At 60.0% G+C, this 18,957-nt stretch carries 9 protein-coding genes; 7 read left to right on the plus strand and 2 right to left on the minus strand.

Annotation, left to right across the window (positions count from 1 at the left end; genetic code table 11):
• Positions 1–75 precede the first annotated feature (75 nt).
• The 4 genes from BOP93_RS14580 to cobM are packed head-to-tail and all read left to right on the plus strand — an operon-like array spanning position 76 to position 2,189.
• Complete coding sequence (locus tag BOP93_RS14580; protein WP_104503193.1) at positions 76–264, plus strand: CbtB domain-containing protein; 189 nt, start codon at positions 76–78, stop codon at positions 262–264.
• Positions 265–275: 11 nt separating this feature from the next.
• Positions 276–980, plus strand: coding sequence for a CbtA family protein (locus BOP93_RS14585; protein ID WP_104503194.1), 705 nt, complete (start codon positions 276–278; stop codon positions 978–980).
• Positions 977–1,399 (plus strand): cobalamin biosynthesis protein, encoded by a 423-nt coding sequence (locus tag BOP93_RS14590; RefSeq protein ID WP_104503195.1) that lies wholly within the window; start codon positions 977–979, stop codon positions 1,397–1,399. The genes BOP93_RS14585 and BOP93_RS14590 overlap by 4 nt, the downstream gene beginning before the upstream one ends.
• 40 nt (positions 1,400–1,439) lie before the next feature.
• A complete protein-coding gene (gene cobM / locus BOP93_RS14595; RefSeq protein WP_104503196.1) occupies positions 1,440–2,189 on the plus strand; it encodes a precorrin-4 C(11)-methyltransferase in 750 nt (249 codons plus the stop codon).
• A 200-nt stretch (positions 2,190–2,389) separates the two neighbouring features.
• Here the strand turns inward: cobM and nfuA are convergent, their stop codons facing one another.
• Positions 2,390–2,974 carry a Fe-S biogenesis protein NfuA gene (gene nfuA / locus BOP93_RS14600; RefSeq protein WP_003190728.1) on the minus strand — a complete coding sequence of 195 codons (585 nt, stop codon included), beginning with the start codon at positions 2,972–2,974 and terminating at the stop codon, positions 2,390–2,392.
• Here nfuA and BOP93_RS27440 point away from each other — a divergent pair.
• The 3 genes from BOP93_RS27440 to metH all read left to right on the plus strand — a co-directional run bounded on the left by BOP93_RS27440 (position 2,973) and on the right by metH (position 11,506).
• Positions 2,973–3,152: a hypothetical protein gene (locus BOP93_RS27440; protein ID WP_157943504.1), complete on the plus strand. Its 180-nt coding sequence runs from the start codon at positions 2,973–2,975 to the stop codon at positions 3,150–3,152. The two genes, nfuA and BOP93_RS27440, sit on opposite strands and share 2 nt — an antisense overlap.
• A 36-nt stretch (positions 3,153–3,188) precedes the next feature.
• Positions 3,189–7,541 (plus strand): SET domain-containing protein, encoded by a 4,353-nt coding sequence (locus BOP93_RS14605; protein WP_104503197.1) that lies wholly within the window; start codon positions 3,189–3,191, stop codon positions 7,539–7,541.
• Positions 7,542–7,795: 254 nt separating this feature from the next.
• Positions 7,796–11,506, plus strand: coding sequence for a methionine synthase (gene metH / locus BOP93_RS14610; protein ID WP_104503198.1), 3,711 nt, complete (start codon positions 7,796–7,798; stop codon positions 11,504–11,506).
• Between the two features lie 32 nt (positions 11,507–11,538).
• On the opposite strand, the gene BOP93_RS14615 is transcribed toward metH, so the two are convergent.
• A complete protein-coding gene (locus BOP93_RS14615) occupies positions 11,539–18,801 on the minus strand; it encodes an NEL-type E3 ubiquitin ligase domain-containing protein (RefSeq protein WP_104503199.1) in 7,263 nt (2,420 codons plus the stop codon).
• Positions 18,802–18,957 lie beyond the last annotated feature (156 nt).

Here is an 18,957-nt window from a genome sequence, read left to right on the forward strand (position 1 = left end):
TTCAGAACGCTGCGTGCCTGGCTCGCGGTGTTTGCATGCGCTCGTTTCACTCAAGACACTTGAAAGGGACGCGCCATGTCGATCATCCGCAGCACCTCGCACGCCGCCAGCAGCACCTCCAGCCTGAGTCAACGCCTGACCGCCGCCATCGGCGCGTCGATCCTCGGCGCGTGCCTGGTGTACTTTGCCGGCTTCTCACATATCGAGGCGGTGCACAACGCCGCCCACGATACGCGCCACAGCGCCGCTTTCCCGTGCCACTGAGGCCTGCCGAGATGATCAAGCGTATCGCGCAAACTGCGGGTTTCACCGGCCTTTCGGCTGCCCTGTTGCTGACTCTGCTGCAAAGCTTCTGGGTCGCTCCGCTGATTTTGCAGGCAGAAACCTTCGAAAAGGCTCCGTCAGCCACCGAGGTCCCACATGAACACACGGCCGGCGCGCCTGCACACACCCATGACGCCCAGGCCTGGGAGCCGCAGGACGGCTGGCAACGCGTGCTGTCCACCACCGGTGGCAACCTGGTAGTGGCAGTCGGGTTTGCGCTGATGCTGGCCGGGCTCTACACGTTGCGCGCCCCCACTCGCACTGCCCAAGGCTTGCTGTGGGGGCTGGCCGGTTACGCGACCTTTGTACTCGCTCCCACTCTGGGCCTGCCACCGGAGTTGCCGGGCACCGCCGCCGCAGACCTGGCACAGCGCCAGATCTGGTGGGTCGGCACCGCCGCCTCGACGGCTGCGGGGATTGCGTTGCTGGTGTTCGGGCGCAACGGGTTGCTGAAAGTATTGGGTGTGGCGATTCTTGTAGTGCCCCATGTGATCGGCGCACCGCAACCCGAAGTGCATTCGATGCTGGCACCAGAAGCCCTCGAAACCCAGTTCAAGATCGCGTCGCAGTTGACCAACGTTGCGTTCTGGCTGGCCCTGGGCTTGATCAGCGCCTGGCTGTTCCGCCGTCACCGCGACGAATCCTACTCGGCATGACCCTGGTCGTCGGCCTGGGCTGTCAGCGCGGCTGTGGTGCTCAGGCCCTGCTGGCGCTGGTTGACAGCGCCCTCGCCGAGGTCGGAATCGACCGCCAGCGCATCGGCGCATTGGCGAGTATCGAGCGCAAACAGGCTGAGCCAGGGCTTTTGGCACTGGCTCAGATCCTGAATGTGCCGCTGCTGTGTTTCAGTGCCGCGCACCTGAGCGCCTATGAGGACCGCTTGAGCCACAAATCCGCCGTCGCGTTTGCCCATACTCAGTGTCATGGGGTTGCCGAAAGCGCCGCCCTGGCCCTGGCCGAGCACCTCGCCGGCGTCCCTGCCCGACTGCTGATCACTCGCCGTAAAAGCGCGCAGGCTACCTTTGCATTGGCTGGCGTCGACCACAGCCCGGATAATCACCGCACCCGATCTTGAGCATTGTTCATGCTCATGGGCACTCCAACAGGAATCTTGCATGACCGTTTACTTCATCGGCGCAGGCCCCGGCGACCCTGAACTGATCACCGTCAAAGGCCAGCGCTTGATTCGCAGTTGCCCGGTGATCATCTATGCAGGCTCGCTGGTACCCGCCGCGGTGCTGGAGGGCCATCAGGCGCAGCAGGTGGTCAACAGCGCCCACTTGCACCTGGAACAGATCATCGAGCTGATCAAGGCGGCCCATGCCAGAGGCCAGGACGTCGCGCGAGTGCACTCCGGCGACCCCAGTCTGTACGGGGCGATCGGCGAACAGATTCGTCACTTGCGTGAACTGGGCATCCCGTTCCAGATCATTCCGGGGGTCACGGCGGTAGCGGCTTGCGCAGCGCTGCTGGAAACCGAATTGACCCTGCCGGATATCGCGCAGAGCGTGATACTGACCCGTTACGCCGACAAGACCAGCATGCCCGACGGTGAGGGTTTCGACAGCCTGGCGCGACATGGCACCACAATGGCGATTCACCTGGGGGTCAGTCATCTGGAACACATCGTCGCCCAACTGCTGCCCCACTACGGCGCTGACTGCCCGATTGCCGTGGTGCACAGGGCGACCTGGCCGGACCAGGACTGGGTCGTTGGCACGCTTGAGGACATCGTCGGGAAAGTTGAAGCGAAAGGCTTTCGGCGTACCGCACTGATCCTGGTGGGCCGGGTGCTGGCCAGTGACGGCTTCAGTGAGTCGTCGCTTTACCGTGCCGGCCATGCCCACCTTTACCGCCCTGGGTAAACGCCGTCAAAACGGTGGGAGGGGGCTTGCTCCCGATAGCGCCGGTTCAGTCAATGATGTGTCAATTGACCCACCACTATCGGGAGCAAGTCCCCTTCCACAGCCAATGTTCTGCACAAGGAATGTTGCACAAGCCATTGAAAAAAATAAAAAACGGCGCTCACGGGGCGCCGTTTTTATGCTCGCAGTGAACGCCTTACTCAGTAGTAGGCGTTTTCTTTCTGCGTGTGGTCGGTCACGTCACGCACACCCTTAAGCTCCGGAATGCGTTCGAGCAGGGTACGTTCGATGCCTTCACGCAGAGTCACGTCTGCCTGGCCGCAGCCCTGGCAGCCGCCGCCGAACTTCAACACGGCGATACCGTCGTCCACTACGTCGATCAGGCTCACCTGACCGCCATGGCTGGCCAGCCCCGGGTTGATTTCGGTTTGCAGGTAGTAGTTGATGCGCTCGTTGACCGGGCTGTCGGCATTGACGTTCGGCACCTTGGCGTTCGGCGCCTTGATGGTCAACTGCCCCCCCATACGGTCGGTGGCGTAGTCGACTACCGCGTCGTCAAGGAAGGCTTCGCTGAAGGCGTCGATGTACGCGGTGAAACTCTTCAGCCCCAGGGCGGTGTCTTCAGGCTTCTCTTCGCCAGGCTTGCAATAGGCAATGCAAGTCTCGGCGTACTGAGTGCCGGGCTGGGTGATAAAGACGCGGATGCCGATACCCGGGGTGTTCTGCTTGGACAGCAGGTCGGCCAGGTAATCGTGGGCGGCGTCGGTAATGGTTATGGCAGTCATGGAAACTCCTCACAGGCTTGCCCGCAGTTTACGCCAAATTATTACGCAGGTACAAAGTCCGAGTGTTTTTGTCGGGAAAGACCTGATCCTGCTGACCAAAGGCACTGGCGGCCCTGCCCGTTTCCTGCAACAGCCTGTACGTATCTATATAGGCCTCCTGCAAAAGCTGGCTGAATAAAGTGAATCCTCTTGAACTATGGGTTGTGAGGATTGAATGAATAACGCTTTGCAGGGTTTCTATTTCAAAGGTTTGCCTGAACAGCAAGCGCATCTGGACCACCTGATTGATTTCGCGACGGCACAAAGCTCAGGCTCATTGTCCGCCGCCGAGGTTTACTACCGCCCTCCAGCCGATTCCGAACTGAATCGCGAGTGCAAGGAAGCTTTCCGGGTGCTGGCAAAACTGGAAGCCGATGAGGACTTTCAGCAGTTCCTGCGGGAAAAGCCCGAACCGGATGACTCCATTCTGGGCCGGGACTTTCTCTACAACCTGCTCTCAACCCTGTTCAGCAGCGCGCGGTCACCGATACCCGACCCTCCCGAAACGTTCAGCATCGCCGACCATTCGGTGATCCTGCGCCATATGCCCACTTATTGGTACATCGACGCCGACGTGTTACTGGATATCAACCGGCGCGTGGGTAACGGCCTCAAAAGCGATGGTTCGGTACGGTTTGACTTGGTGCTCAAGTACTACTCGATCATTCCGGCACTGCCCAAAACAGGCGAGCAATGGAAAGCGGTTCTCTGCGGTTTGCAGGAACACCGCACCCTCAGGAAACTCGGGCACGAAGGCGACCTCAGCGACCTGGAGCACCTGCTGGATGCGCCTGCCGACCAAAAGATCAAGGAGGTTATTCGCGAGATCGAAACACAAACCCGCCAATCGCTGTTCCGCCACGTATTGCCTGACACGTTTACCGCCCCACAGCAGGAGATGCTCACCACCACGCCAACCGTATTGCTTGAGCAACTGCTCAATAGCCCCGAGAACCTGGCGCTGGCCGAGCGCATCGCCCGGGCGCTGGACTGGTATGGCAGTCAAAAGGACGAAACCTGCCCCCAACCGGTGCTGGTGAAGTTGCTGTGGCGTGCACTGTGGCTGACAATCATCCCCAACCCCGACTCGACGATAGATAACGAATTGAAGTTATTCATCACTCCGGGGGCGTCTTATAAGTCGATCCGCCAGGACTTGATCAGCCGCTATCACCACAATTTGTCGATCAGCACTGACGGGGCGCAATTGGCAGTGTGTGTCGTCAAGGCCCACGTCGCCAGTGAAGTGTGGGTAGCCGATATCCCCGATGACCTGCCCTACGCCGCCGCCAGTACCTGGGTTAACTTTCGAAGCGGTTTTGTGCTGGCCGAATCGCTTGCTCCCGGCTCATCGCGCCACATGAGTTTCGAACAATTGCTTAACCTGGCGGCGGAACATTTTCGCGTCAGTGAGGGCGACGTCAAACAGCAGGCGCTGGTCGCTGCCGCCAGGCTGGCCCCTACTGTCCAATGGGCACAAGCCAACGGCCTGATTGCCAGCCGAGCGTCGGGCCACTCCCGCGATGAGCTCACCCAGGCCGTCACCGCACTGGAGCAGCATGAATATGAGCTGTTCAACGCGGTTCAGAACCTCAAACTCAACCTGCCCAGCCGTTGGCGCTTTGCGTCGGACACGGAGTACGACAAAGCCTTTCGCGAAGCCCTCGAGGTGCCGAGAAATGCCTACAAGACCTTGATCCAATCACTGCTTGCGCACTTGGGCAGTGCGACTCTGGATGTAGATCAGGACGAGATCACCGTGTATTCATTAAGAGAAGCCCTGAACAAGGTGCCCATTGAATATGAAACCAAAGCCAAGACCGATGCCGTTCGTTACCGGACAGGTTTTATCCTGCGCATCGTAAAGCCCCGCTCGCCCTTCCATGCCCTCTACATTGAGGTATTCCCCTTCGCCGGCCTGATTCGTCGACGCAGAGAAATCAAAGCCCTACCGCTAAACGGCAAAGTGGTAGAACTACGCGACGCCATGAGCTGGGACAAGTACAGGCTGGCCACCGAAGTACCGTTTGATCGAGAGGCTTACCGCGAGAACAAGGCGCCCAGGCCAGGCAAAAAAGCACAGTTGATCGTTGAACAAGTCGGCGAGACGCTGCCTGTCATCGACGCTGGGCCGCGCATCCCGTCGTTTGCGCCCAACACGTTGTATGCGCCGCGCAGTGAAACCCTGGCGAGCATGATTGCCCGCGAGCTGTTTTTCTGCGATGAACAAGCCCTCCTGGAAAAAACCCGTAAAGACACGCGCAAAGTGGACATCCCCGCTGAAGTACTCGAAGACTTGGCGTTCTGGGGCAAGATTTTTATCCCACTTTGGGGGGGTATCGACGACATCGCCTCCGGCGATCCCCAGCGCATCAAGTCAGGCGTCGCCAGCCTGTTCATCGACATCGTAGCTTTCGCGTTGCCGGTGGGGCGGTATGTGGCCGGCTCTACTCGCCTGCTTATCCAGGCAGGCAAGACCGGGGTGCGCCTGGCGCTGCCTAAACTCGCGAAACTGACCGGGAAACTGGTGATTGGCACACTCCAGGAACTCAACCCCCTGGCCGCCCTGCCCAGCCTGCTCAGGCTCGCGCGCTTTGGTTTGCTCAAGCTGGGCCATAAATTGATGCGCCAGGCAAAACGGGGTATCGCCCAACTGCGCGATGGGACGATCGCCGCCAGGCATATGCGCTCGGTCGACCCTGACAGCTGGAAGCCGCTGCAGGCGGGCGATCAACTGTTTACCGTGGACGGCTTCGCCAATGTCCCGATGCGCAACGTCGGCAGCCTCGACGCGCCGGATTATCGCTTGATCGATACCGCCGCCAATAAAGCCTTCGGGCCGCGCTTTAGAGAGCCGATCACGGTCATCAGCAACAGCAGCCCGTTGATCCGTCAGTACGCGGTTGACCCTGAGTTGATCAGAGGCCTCAAGCCCGACGCGCGCGGTATCTTCTCCCGAACGGACTACAACCAGAAGTTCATCTGTAATGTCGACGACAAGGGCAAAATCGCGGTGTACCAGGTGCGCGATAACTCCTATGGGTTCATTCAGGAAACCGCCGCCGGCGCCGACAACAGCTTTTCAATCGTACTGGTCAATCCAAAGACCAACCGGGATTTGTCGATCACGCTGTCGTCGGTTGAGCCCGGTCATTGGTATTCAAGCCCGATCAAGCTCTCGGGCGGCGCTCCGGATGCGCCAAGCGTGGTAACGCCCTCGGTGCTGTTGAAATGGACCGAGGCCAGTGAAGACGCGCTGAAAAAAACCATGGACAATTTCGTCAGCACTTACAACCTGGACCCCAGCGCCTTTCGGCAGTTCGTCAACAGCCGCAACACCCTGACGCCCCGCGGGCAAAAGATGCTGGACCGCGCAGGAACCGCTCGCACCAGCGTCACTTACGAGCATATGGAGCACTGGAGCAAGGCGTCCCAGCGCGAGCGCAACAGCCTCACCCTTGAAGGCTTCGCCGCCGACCATAACCTGGATCCGGTGGCCTTTGCCGACCACGTAAACCCTGATGGCACCTATAAAGCGGCAGGCAAAGTACTCGCCAAATACGCCAGAGGTGAGCAGTTCAACGCTCTGAAACCCGAACACCTGCAAGAGTGGAACAAGCACTACAACGCCACCAATTCAAGGATGTCCATGCACGCATTTGTCGAGCAGAAAAATCTCGATCCGGTCATCTGGAGCAGCTACGTCAACGACAACGGCAGCATGACCCGCGCCGGTAGAGAAAGGTGGCTCTTCGGGCAAAGAAGCCCGCAGGACCAGCCGGTAGCGAGGAAACGGCCGGCGGTGCCCACGGCAGGAAGTTCAAAAAGACCACGCCTGGAAGACGATATCCTGCCCACGCGACGCCGATCCACTTCAATCACGGCCTCTTTTGATCACAAAATCAACAATAACGCACCGATCCTGCAAGACCCGAAAGATGTCAGGCGCAGCTTGACCCTTGAGCTTGAAGGCCCGCTGCAAAACATCGAGATTACCGACGCCAACCATTTTTTTGACGAGTTCACCGGTCCGCAGTACATCGAAGTCAAGGAGGCGGCAACCAAAAGTATCCGCGACTGGATCGCCAAGGAGGGCAACCATCATCGCCGGCTTGATCGACTGCTGGAGGTCAAGAAACTGGCTGATGGGCCGCAGCGCGGGCTTTCAGTCGTAGCGCGAACCGATATAAAACGCTTCGATGTCATTGGGCCGTACACCGGCAAGTTGCACCTGGATCAAGCCTCGCTCAATACCGAGATAGTGGAAAAAAGTGAAGCGGCAGTCGGTACTTATTTATTCCAGACCAATACTCACAGCGCAACCGTCAGCGGCCACGGCAATAGCAATACGCTGAGCCTCATCAATGCGGTCAAGGTGCCCAACCTGCCCGACGCAGGCATCAAAAATGTCGGCGCCTTGTATGTCGGCAAATACATGGTCTTTCTAGTTGCCTGGCGGGATATCCCTGCAGGGACCGAGTTGCTGATGGACTATGGAAAAGCCTACTGGAAATATATCAGGCCCTGAGCCGCCGAACGGCAGCCCTGATGCTTTTGCCTGAGGGGTGGCGCATCCTCAACGCCAAACGCCTGCAGCGCCGCCCTTTCCGACTAACAGGCCCTCCAAGGCGTCATGGGGGCCCAACGTTGAAAAACAGCTGCATGACCCGGGCCATGACGGCAGCCAACATGAGCGATATTCATGCAGAACCCCGCATGCTCAAATCCGGCACAGGTTTGTTATCATTCACGTCCTCCGTAATGCCTGACCAGAGTAGTCCCATGTCCGATCGTAGCGTTCGTCTGCAAGCCCTTCACCACGCCCTCAAGGAACGTATCCTGATCCTGGACGGTGGTATGGGCACGATGATCCAGAGCTATAAGCTCGAGGAGCAGGACTACCGTGGCAAACGCTTCGCCGACTGGCCCAGCGACGTCAAGGGTAACAACGACCTGCTGGTACTGACCCGCCCGGACGTGATCGGCGGTATCGAGAAAGCGTACCTGGACGCTGGCGCCGACATTCTTGAAACCAACACCTTCAACGCCACGCGCATCTCCATGGCCGACTACGGCATGGAAGAACTGGCCTATGAACTGAACGTGGAAGGCGCGCGCCTGGCGCGCAAAGTCGCCGACGCCAAGACCCACGAAAACCCGGCCAAGCCGCGCTTCGTGGCCGGCGTGCTGGGCCCGACCAGCCGCACCTGCTCGCTGTCACCAGATGTGAATAACCCCGGCTACCGCAACGTGACCTTCGATGAACTGGTGGAAAACTACACCGAGGCCACCCAGGGCCTGATCGAAGGCGGCGCCGACCTGATCCTGATCGAAACCATCTTCGACACCCTCAACGCCAAGGCAGCGATCTTTGCCGTGCAAGGCGTGTTCGAAGCCCTGGGTATCGAACTGCCGATCATGATTTCCGGCACCATCACCGACGCCTCCGGCCGTACCCTGTCAGGCCAGACCACCGAAGCGTTCTGGAACTCCGTGGCGCACGCCAAGCCGATCTCGGTCGGTTTGAACTGTGCCCTTGGCGCCAGCGAACTGCGCCCCTACCTGGAAGAGTTGTCGAACAAGGCCAACACCCATGTGTCGGCGCACCCGAACGCTGGCCTGCCCAACGAGTTCGGCGAGTACGATGAACTGCCGTCAGAAACCGCCAAGGTTATCGAAGAGTTCGCCCAGAGCGGCTTCCTGAACATCGTCGGCGGTTGCTGCGGCACTACGCCTGGGCATATCGAAGCCATCGCCAAGGCCGTGGCCGGGTATGCGCCGCGCCCGATCCCGGACATTCCCAAGGCCTGCCGCCTGTCGGGCCTGGAGCCGTTCACCATCGATCGCAGTTCGTTGTTCGTCAACGTCGGCGAACGTACCAACATCACCGGCTCGGCCAAGTTCGCCCGGCTGATCCGCGAAGACAACTACACCGAAGCCCTCGAAGTCGCCCTGCAGCAGGTAGAAGCCGGCGCCCAGGTGATCGACATCAACATGGACGAGGGCATGCTCGATTCGAAGAAGGCGATGGTGACCTTCCTCAATCTGATTGCCGGCGAGCCGGACATCTCCCGCGTGCCGATCATGATCGACTCCTCCAAGTGGGAAGTGATTGAAGCCGGGCTCAAGTGCATCCAGGGCAAGGGCATCGTCAACTCCATCAGCATGAAGGAAGGCGTGGAGCAGTTCATTCATCACGCCAAGTTGTGCAAGCGCTACGGCGCGGCGGTGGTGGTGATGGCGTTCGACGAAGCCGGCCAGGCCGACACCGAAGCGCGCAAGAAAGAGATCTGCAAACGCTCCTACGACATCCTGGTCAACGAAGTCGGCTTTCCGCCGGAAGACATCATCTTCGACCCGAACATCTTCGCGGTCGCCACCGGCATCGAAGAGCACAACAACTATGCCGTCGACTTCATCAACGCCTGCGCCTATATCCGCGACGAACTGCCGTATGCGCTGACCTCCGGTGGCGTGTCCAACGTGTCGTTCTCGTTCCGCGGCAACAACCCGGTGCGCGAGGCGATCCACTCGGTGTTCCTGCTGTATGCGATCCGCAACGGCCTGACCATGGGCATCGTCAACGCCGGCCAGTTGGAGATCTACGACCAGATCCCGGCCGAATTGCGCGATGCAGTGGAAGACGTGGTGCTCAACCGCACCCCGGACGGCACCGACGCCCTGCTGGCGATTGCCGACAAGTACAAGGGCGACGGCAGCGTCAAGGAAGCCGAGACCGAGGAATGGCGTGGCTGGGAGGTCAACAAGCGCCTGGAGCATGCGCTCGTCAAGGGCATCACCACGCACATTGTCGAAGACACCGAAGAATCGCGCCTGTCGTTTGCGCGCCCGATCGAAGTGATCGAAGGCCCGTTGATGTCGGGCATGAACATCGTCGGCGACCTGTTTGGCGCCGGCAAAATGTTCCTGCCCCAGGTGGTGAAATCCGCACGGGTGATGAAGCAGGCCGTGGCTCACCTGATTCCGTTCATCGAGCTGGAAAAAGGCGACAAGCCCGAAGCCAAGGGCAAGATCCTGATGGCCACGGTCAAGGGCGACGTGCATGACATCGGCAAGAACATTGTCGGCGTGGTGCTGGGTTGCAACGGCTACGACATTGTCGACCTGGGCGTGATGGTACCGGCGGAGAAGATCCTGCAGGTGGCCAAGGAGCAGAAATGCGACATCATTGGCCTGTCCGGCCTGATCACGCCATCCCTGGATGAAATGGTGCATGTGGCCCGCGAAATGCAGCGCCAGGATTTCCACTTGCCGCTGATGATCGGGGGAGCCACTACGTCAAAGGCGCACACAGCGGTGAAGATCGAGCCCAAGTACAGCAATGACGCGGTGATCTACGTCACCGACGCCTCCCGCGCTGTGGGCGTGGCCACGCAGTTGCTGTCCAAGGAACTGAAGGCCGGTTTCGTCGAGAAAACCCGCCTGGAATACATCGACGTACGTGAGCGCACTTCCAACCGCAGCGCCCGTACCGAGCGCCTGAGCTACGCGGCGGCGATCGCCAAGAAACCGCAGTTCGACTGGAGCAGCTACACCCCGGTCAAACCGAGCTTTACCGGCGCCAAGGTGCTGGACAATATCGACCTCAACGTCCTGGCCAACTACATCGACTGGACACCGTTCTTTATTTCCTGGGACCTGGCCGGCAAGTTCCCGCGCATCCTTACCGATGAAGTGGTGGGAGAAGCCGCCACCGCGCTGTATGCCGATGCACAGGACATGCTTAGGAAGTTGATAGACGAAAAACTCATCAGCGCCCGCGCGGTGTTCGGTTTCTGGCCGACCAACCAGATGCAGGACGATGACCTGGAAGTCTACGGTGACGACGGCCAGCCGATTGCCAAGCTGCATCACCTGCGCCAGCAGATCATCAAGACCGACGGCAAGCCCAACTTCTCCCTGGCCGACTTCGTGGCGCCCAAGGACAGCGGCATAACCGACTACATCGGCGGTTTCATCACCACCGCCGGTATCGGCGCCGAAGAAGTCGCCAAGGCGTATCAGGACGCTGGCGACGACTACAACTCGATCATGGTCAAGGCGCTGGCTGATCGCTTGGCCGAAGCCTGCGCCGAGTGGCTGCACCAGCAGGTGCGTAAAGAGCACTGGGGTTACACCAAGGACGAGCAACTGGACAACGAGGCGCTGATCAAGGAGCAATACAGCGGCATCCGCCCTGCCCCGGGTTACCCGGCCTGCCCGGACCACACCGAGAAAGCCCAGCTGTTCCAACTGCTCGACCCCGAGGCCCGGGAAATGCATGCCGGGCGCAGCGGTGTGTTCCTCACCGAGCACTACGCGATGTTCCCGGCGGCGGCAGTCAGCGGCTGGTACTTCGCCCATCCCCAGGCACAGTACTTTGCCGTGGGCAAGGTCGACAAGGATCAGGTCGCCAGCTACACCGCGCGCAAAGGCCAGGACCTCAGCGTGACGGAGCGCTGGCTGGCGCCGAACCTGGGGTATGACAACTGAAGTCAAAGGTTCGGCGCTCTTAAAGCACTGACTCAGGGGCGCCGGGACGGGCCGGGCTGGGGTGACGACGGTGCAGGCGTGAGAGGTTCCATGCCCGATAACCGTTGTATCTCTGCGCGGGACAGTTCCATGCGTTTCTGGGTGCGGGCGGCGGCCCGCTCGATCTCCAACTGGCCTATGGCTTCGTCGTAGCGCGCCTTGCTCTGGGCGTCGCCCCAATCACCGTGCGCGTCCTCCAAGGCTTCATAACGGCGTGCCAGTTCGTCCTCAAGGGCCTCCAATTGTTCGGCGTAACGCGTCTCCAGGTAACGCAGCCAGTAATCACGCTGAATCAGGCTTTCGACAAACGCATCGGTGCCTTCGGCAGCCATGATTTGCGCACGGATCTGCGCCTGCAATTCGCCACTGATCGGACTGGCATAGTCCATATAGGCGGGTTGCCCTGGCAGCTCCAGGCCGTCGGGCCAGCCGCGGGTCAAGCCGATCCGGTAACTCAAACGCACCTCGGCCCGGTCCATGCCCACTGCGGCAGCTTCTGCCAGTTGATCGGCCTTGCTCAACCGAAACAACTGCCGCGACAGGTTCAGCAGCGCCCGGCCCCTGAGGTCGAGCCGTTGCTGTGGAATGTCGCGCAAGGCGCGGTATTCGAACACTCGCACTTCCATCTCGCTGAACGTCAGGATGCGCCCGTCGATACAGGTGCCGTGGGTTTCGGCTTCGACGAACAAGGTGCCACGTAGCTCGGCATTTTCTGCCGCCCCCGCGATAACGTCCCAAACCCGTTGCGTCAGGCTCGGGCGGTTGAGGTTGAATTCCGAGGTCAGGCGCAACAGCGAAATGAGGTGGAAAAACCGATCATGATCTTGTGCCTGTGCCAGTTGGTTCCAATGCGCCCTTCGTTGTGTCGCCAACGCCGCAGAGGTATTGTCCAACCAGGGGTCAAGTGCCGGTTGCGCGGTATTTTGCAGCGGGTTTTCAATGCGCTCCGCCGGCAGGTAGCCGGCGTCCGGATCACTGTCATCGTCGTCAGAACCGGAGTCGGAGCCCGAATCAGGATCGGAGTCGGAATCCGGGGCCGACTCAGTGTCAGTCCCTCCAAAATTGCGGCGATGAGCGCGGTCAAGTTCTGCTCGCGAAAAGCCCATGACCTCATCGACCTCATGCGCCTGGGCGTAGTCGCGCATTTGTTCAAGGGCTTGCGCGGTCAGGGTATGGTTATCGGACAGGTCCGTACCTGAGACCAGGCCGTCGTGCGCGCCACCAAGCAGAGGCTGCGGGAAGGACTCCAACGCATTGCCGCTCAGGTTCAACCGGGTCAGGTGCCGGGACTCCAACGCACCGTCGGGCCAGCTCGCGATGTCGTTGTAGCTCACGTCCAGTGTCTCCAGGCGACTGAAATCGCGCAGATCGAACGCCTGCAGGTTGTTGTGGCTCAAGTCCAGCCAACGCAAACGTTCGCTGCGCAGTTGAGCAGGCAACGACGGCGCCTGCGTGAATGCGTTCTCGGTCAGTTCCAGACGCTCAAGCTGCTCCATGCGCTGAACGGCTTCGGGCAGCGCTGTCAGCCTGTTGCCGCTGAGTATCAACCGGTTCAATTGGGTAAACGCGGCTAAAAACCCGTTGCTGCCCTGGGCAGTGAGCTTGCCCCCCGTCAGATTGAGGCTGCGCACATGGGTAAACGGCACGGAGAGCGCCGGAAGATCACCGGGTTGGCTCAACTGCAGGTTCAACGCTTCGACCTCGACACCGGTACGTCCCTCTACCACCGCCTTCACCCAGGATTCGCGGATAACCGTTACGGTTTTTTCTCGTGTCAAGTGATTGTCAATACCGTCATAAAAGCGCGCCTGGCGGGTAAACAACCAGCCGTTCAACTCTCGTGTCAGCACGTCGTGGGTCTGACGCCACTGGCCGATCTGCGCATCGACTTGCACGTCGTCCAACCCCATCTCGCGCAGTTGCCTGACCCGGGCCAATACTTGTTCAGGCTGCATGAACGGGCTCAGCCACCTTATGGCGATTTCCGGAGTGCCCTTCACGCTCCCAACATTCTGTCGGATGGGCAGTAAAAACTGTGCGACCGAATCCGCGGTCTGCTTCGGCGGAAACGCCAAAGGCTCCTGATCCAGCGCAAACCGACTCAATGCGCCCTCAGGCAAGCCCTTGGCCGTCTCGATCCGGCGCCGCGCCGCATTGAGTACCGCCGTGCCTTCGGCACTTAGCGGGTTGCCTGCCAATTCGGTGCGCATCAACACATCCGAGTCGTCAAGCGCGAGCGGCGCAAGGCTCGTCAACTGATTGTCACGTAAGTCCAGGCAAGCCAATTGCGCAAGCTGTTCAGCGCCCTGTGGCCATTCGCGCAGCATCGACCCACGCAGGTTCAACGCTGTCAGGTGGCTGAGTGCGCTGACGTCAAGGCTGCCCAGATGGTTATATTGCAGACTCAATACTTGTAGCCTGTTCAACTCATTGAATTGAGCCTGTACTGCCGGGGTTACTACGATCTGGTTGTCGGACAAGTCCAGGTAAGTCAATTCTGGCAGCACACTCCCCCTGATCGGCACCTCAGTGAGGCGACTTAAGCGCACTTCAAGGCTTCGAACCCCGGCGAACGCTTGGATGAAACCATTGATCTGATCGGGCGATACATCCTCCAACCATTTAACTGTCAAGGTTTTCACATGGGAAAAGGTACCGGCCGGCAACATCGGCAATTCGCGAATTTTTTCAATGGCCAGGGGATCGCTCAATGACAAGTTCGGATCCGGTAGTTGAAAGATCGAAATATCGCTATCGGTCGGCAGGCCATAGCGTTCGCATACCGCCCCGCGCCAGCTTTTCTCCAGCAACGTCAGGATGCTCGCATTATGCCCGGTCCTCCAGCGCTCCCGCGCAAAGCGCACCCTGAATCCGAGGACCGGAGAGGGTTCGTAGAACTGTTTGAAAATGCCGAAGTGTTCTTCACGCAGTGCTTGCACCGCGTTCATCCGCGTTTGTGGCGTGTTCCACAGGCCCATGATCACGTCCGTCAGCCGCCGGCCGAGAGGCGCTTCGCCCATCAGCAGGCCCAACTCTCCGCGCGCGAAGCCTCTGACCATCTCGTCCAGACTCGCCAGGTGTGGCCCGAACGCTCCCGCATAATTCCGGACGTGCTCATAGGCAGGCTTGAAGTCTTCATAACTGAACTTCGACCAGCCCAGCGATAACCCGCTCCATAATCGCTCGTAACCGGTATAGAGCTCGGCAGGCAGAGTGGCAATGGCGGTCTGGGCCAGGTCCAGTCGCTCTAAAAGCGGCAGTTTCTGCACATAGGAGGGCCATTGCATAACCACGTTGGGCGCCATGATCGTCAAGCGTTTCAAGCGTTGCAGGGGGCTCAAATCCAGGCCGTTGAGGACGTCGCCGTCGTAGGCAAAATATCCAATTTCCAAGTGTTCAAGGCCGGCCAGTGCCGCCAGTTGCGACGACAACTGCGCATTCAACCGATGCGCATCGAAGCTGACTGCCAGATGCTTGAGGCCTTTGAACTGCGCCAACACCTGGGGCACGCGGGTCAACTTCGGGCTGGCGGTCGTGGTTTCTACGGTTGGAATGTAGGGCGCCTGTAACGTCAGTTTTTCCAGAGAGGGAAATTGGCTCAGAAACCCATCGATATTGGTGTCATTCAGGCCCGTGTCGATGACCGATAATTCACGCACGTGTGAAAAATTCGCGGTCAGTGGCGGCAAAGGCTCTTTGAGGATCAACACCAAGGCATCGGCACCCGGCACTTTCCCGGCCAGCCAGGAACGGCCCCAGCTTCGCTTAAGCGCCTCCCCGGAGATGAAATTATTCTGACGATTGGCCGCCGACGAACGATTGACCCAATGATTGAGCGTGTCGTGCAGTACCTGGCGCTCGCCGACCAGCGCTTTCAACTTGCTGACGATCGCCCGGGCATCATTCCCCGTCCGCATCAGTTCACGAAAAAATGCAAGCATCTGTACGTCATCCATGTCTGGATAGATGTTGCGCATACGCTGAGCCAGCCGCGGGTTCATACTCGGTCCCCGTCCACTGGCCCGATAACCTATCAGTGTGTCGTTGATGCGCACCGGCGGCTTGAACCAGGGCGTTTTCGGCTCCAGCCATGCCGAGGCTTCCAGGCGATGTGCATCGGCTTGCTCGATAAGTTTGCGTTGCAACGCTGGGTGCTGGCTGACCTGCGGCACCCCCAGGCTCTGGCGCGCCTCATCGGGCAAGGCATGCATCACCGAGGCATAGAAGTTGTCGCCCTCCAGCGCCAGACTGTTAAGCGCTTCCCCGCGCTCATCGAACGCCTGGTAGCTGGGGCCGTGCTTGACCAAGTATTTTTTCTGCGGCGCGGCGGGCGCACCAATACTGTCAAGCAACTCGCCTTGGGTGTTGCTGCTGCGCACTTCCAGGCGCAGCGTGTCCCGCCAGCCGGGAAGTGTTTCCAGGGTATGCAGTGCCAACCGTCTGCTGTCGGCCGGCGCAATCACCTCGCTGCGCAGCCCCGCATAGGCACGTGCCACGCGCCCTTGCCGCGCATACCAACGGGCTTCTTCGAGCATGTTCAAAGGCACCCGCGAGGTGCTGACCAGCCGTTCAAGCTCATCACCGCGGGCGTGGTCGAGCACGGTTTGCGCCGCTGTCTTGCTGAGCCCCGGGCAGGTGCGTTGCAACAGCCCAATACGCGTGTCCAACGGCTCAGTCCCCGCGTAGATGCTATCGAAAATCGCCGGCCGGCGCTGGCGGGCATAATCGGCAAGCTTACGGATGAACGCGGCGTTTCTCGAGTCGGGACTCCAGGGCGCTTGTGTACCGAACAACTGCATCACTTCCGACTCGTCCAGCGCCGACAGAATGCGCGCAGGCACCTCACCGCCGAGAATGTCGTTGCGGCCCACCTTGATCGTCGGTTTAGCGCCAACGCCCTTGGGCGAGCGACGGACACCATATTTGACTGACCGGCCAAAGGCACCAGCGCCTTCAAACACTTCCAACACGCGCCCCAGTGGCCATCCGGGCATCTCCACGATCAGCGGCAGCGCATACAAATACAGGTCATCAATCCCACGGGTGCCCTCCAGTTGCTCGATCACCCTCACCGCGTCTGCATCCGCCTTGAACAGGCGCATCGCATCCGCCAGTTCGGGAGGTGCAGCCGTGTGATCCATATGCATCTTGCGCAGCGTATTGTCGCTGACGCCGCTGACATCCGCGATCTTGATCAACTCCTGATCAGTGAATGCCTCGGTTTCATGACCCATGCGCCGCAACAGCGTCAGCCGATCCCACTCCAACGGGCGCTCCAGGGTGTGCCGCCAGGCGCCGTGACCGTTGTGTTCAAGCAGCGGTTGGTAAGCCTCGGTGTCAGTCGGATGCTTGATCCGCCATTTCTGCACCTGCGCATCGAAGTATTGCTCGTAGACCTGGGTGCCTTGGCGAATATAGGTCTTGCCCTCTTTAACATACTGCCCCAGGGCGTTGGGGTATGCGGCGCGGTCCAGGGTCACCGGGTACTCATAACGGCTAAGGCTTGGCTTCCATAATCGAACCTTGCCATCGGGCCGCGTGACCTCGCTCAGCGCTTCGATCACCGGCTCGGCCTTGGCCGCTTGCCAGCGGCTGACGCCCGCCCCCACACCGGCCATCACCGCAATCTGCGCCAGGTTCTCGGCCACATCAATCAAGTGCGCCTTGGCCGCCTGGCGGTCGCCCTCGCCCCACTCAATCGCGCCTTCCAGGGTTTCGTAGAGCAATTGCCCGGCCATCACGCCCATCATGACCTCGCCCAGCACCGGCACGAACATCGACACCATGTTCAACCCCAACATGCCGATTTCCAGCAGGTGCGCCAGCTTGGCGTCACGGGCCTTGGCATCTACGTCTGCGGTGGGCACGGCATGGGCGCGGGCATCGGCGATCACCTGCTCGCGGTGTTGCTCGTAAAAGTACTTCCACGGGTCAATGTTCTCTGCCCAGACCCCTTTGCCACGCCGCGTGCGCGTCGAGGGGTCAAGGAACGGGTCGGGGTTGGGTTCAAGCTTGGCAGGCGCCTCGGGCGGCAACTCCTTGATGCCGGTGATGAAGTGCGGCGTGGTGAAGTCCAGCAACCTCTTCCACGGCGAGCGCCAGATATCGGTAGGTGAGTCGGCGGCTTTCTGGGTGAACTGGCTGAAGTAATAGGGCCGCTTGTCGTAGGGCACGAAGCGACTGAAGAACTGCTGGTACGTCGTCGGCGAGGGATCATTGGCCCTGGCCGGGTCGCGGGCGGTGAACAGGCGCTTGAACTCAGCCTGCATCTGCCGCCAGCGGTAGCGCTTGAGCGGATGCTCAGGATCCTGGGGTACATAGATGATCAGTTCGTCCGGGTAGCTGTATTTCTTGCAGATCGAGAACACCATACAGCCGGTCATCCGCAACCGCATCAGGCCCAGGGTTCTGAACCAGACCTGCTTGTCGCCCATCCAGGGATGAATTTCACCCTCGATCACCGACAGCAGCATGCGGTAATCGGCCGACTCGATATCCCCGGTCAACAGTGCCTGTTCGGCGGCAGCCCTGACGGCGGCCTTCTGATTGGCGATGAACTGGTCACGCAGGGTGACTTGCGCGCTGGCGTCTTCGGGATAGAAAAACGCTTGCAGATAGGCCTGGTATTTCGCGCCGATATCGAGGTTTCGACACAGCGTCAAAAACTCGCTGACCTTCAGGTTGATCGCCACCGAGTGGTAGGTGCCGGAGGTGCCGGTGGCTTGCATGAACCCGGAGGTCTTGTGGTACGCGCCCTCCTTGCACTCGTAGGCCTCGAAGTTGTGCAAGGCCGCTTCCAGCAGGGACAGTTTCAAAAACTCGAAATCCCCCGCTTCGACTTCGGCAATACCCACCGCCAGCGGGCGGCGCAGGCACAACAGAATTTTGTCGACATCGAGGTCCAGTCGGTACTGATCCTTCAGGGCTTTGAGCAGCAAGGGCCGGGCGAAGTCATCGATGTCCTGGAAGGTGGCCATCGTGCTGTCCAGTTGCGTCTGGGTGGTGAAGTTGGCGAGGAAACGGGCGGTGACCTCGTTGCGTTGTTCAGGCGTAGCGTTGGCGAGCCACGCCGGCATGACCGTGCTGGCGTCTTTGAGCGCCTGCTTGCGGGACGGCGTCGCGTTGATCAGCCAATCAGGGCTGCTGCGCTCCAGGAAATCACCGTGCAGGCTTTGGGTGGCGGCGAGTTTTTTTATTGGCTCAGGTGCGTCGTTTGCTGGCACGGCCGGCGAGGAAGTCTGGGAGGAATCGTCCATCGTGTCACTCCTTTGAAATGGACTGACAGCTCATCACGGCGCCCAGCGCGCCAGGCGGTGCATATATGACCTCGTGCGCGTTCGGGGCGGGTCGCCGGCAGTGGTATTCCTGTACCGCCTGCGCGGTTACCACATTCGATTTCCTGTCGCTTCCCA

The sequence above is a fragment of the Pseudomonas orientalis genome (assembly GCF_002934065.1).
Lineage (GTDB): Bacteria > Pseudomonadota > Gammaproteobacteria > Pseudomonadales > Pseudomonadaceae > Aquipseudomonas > Aquipseudomonas orientalis_A.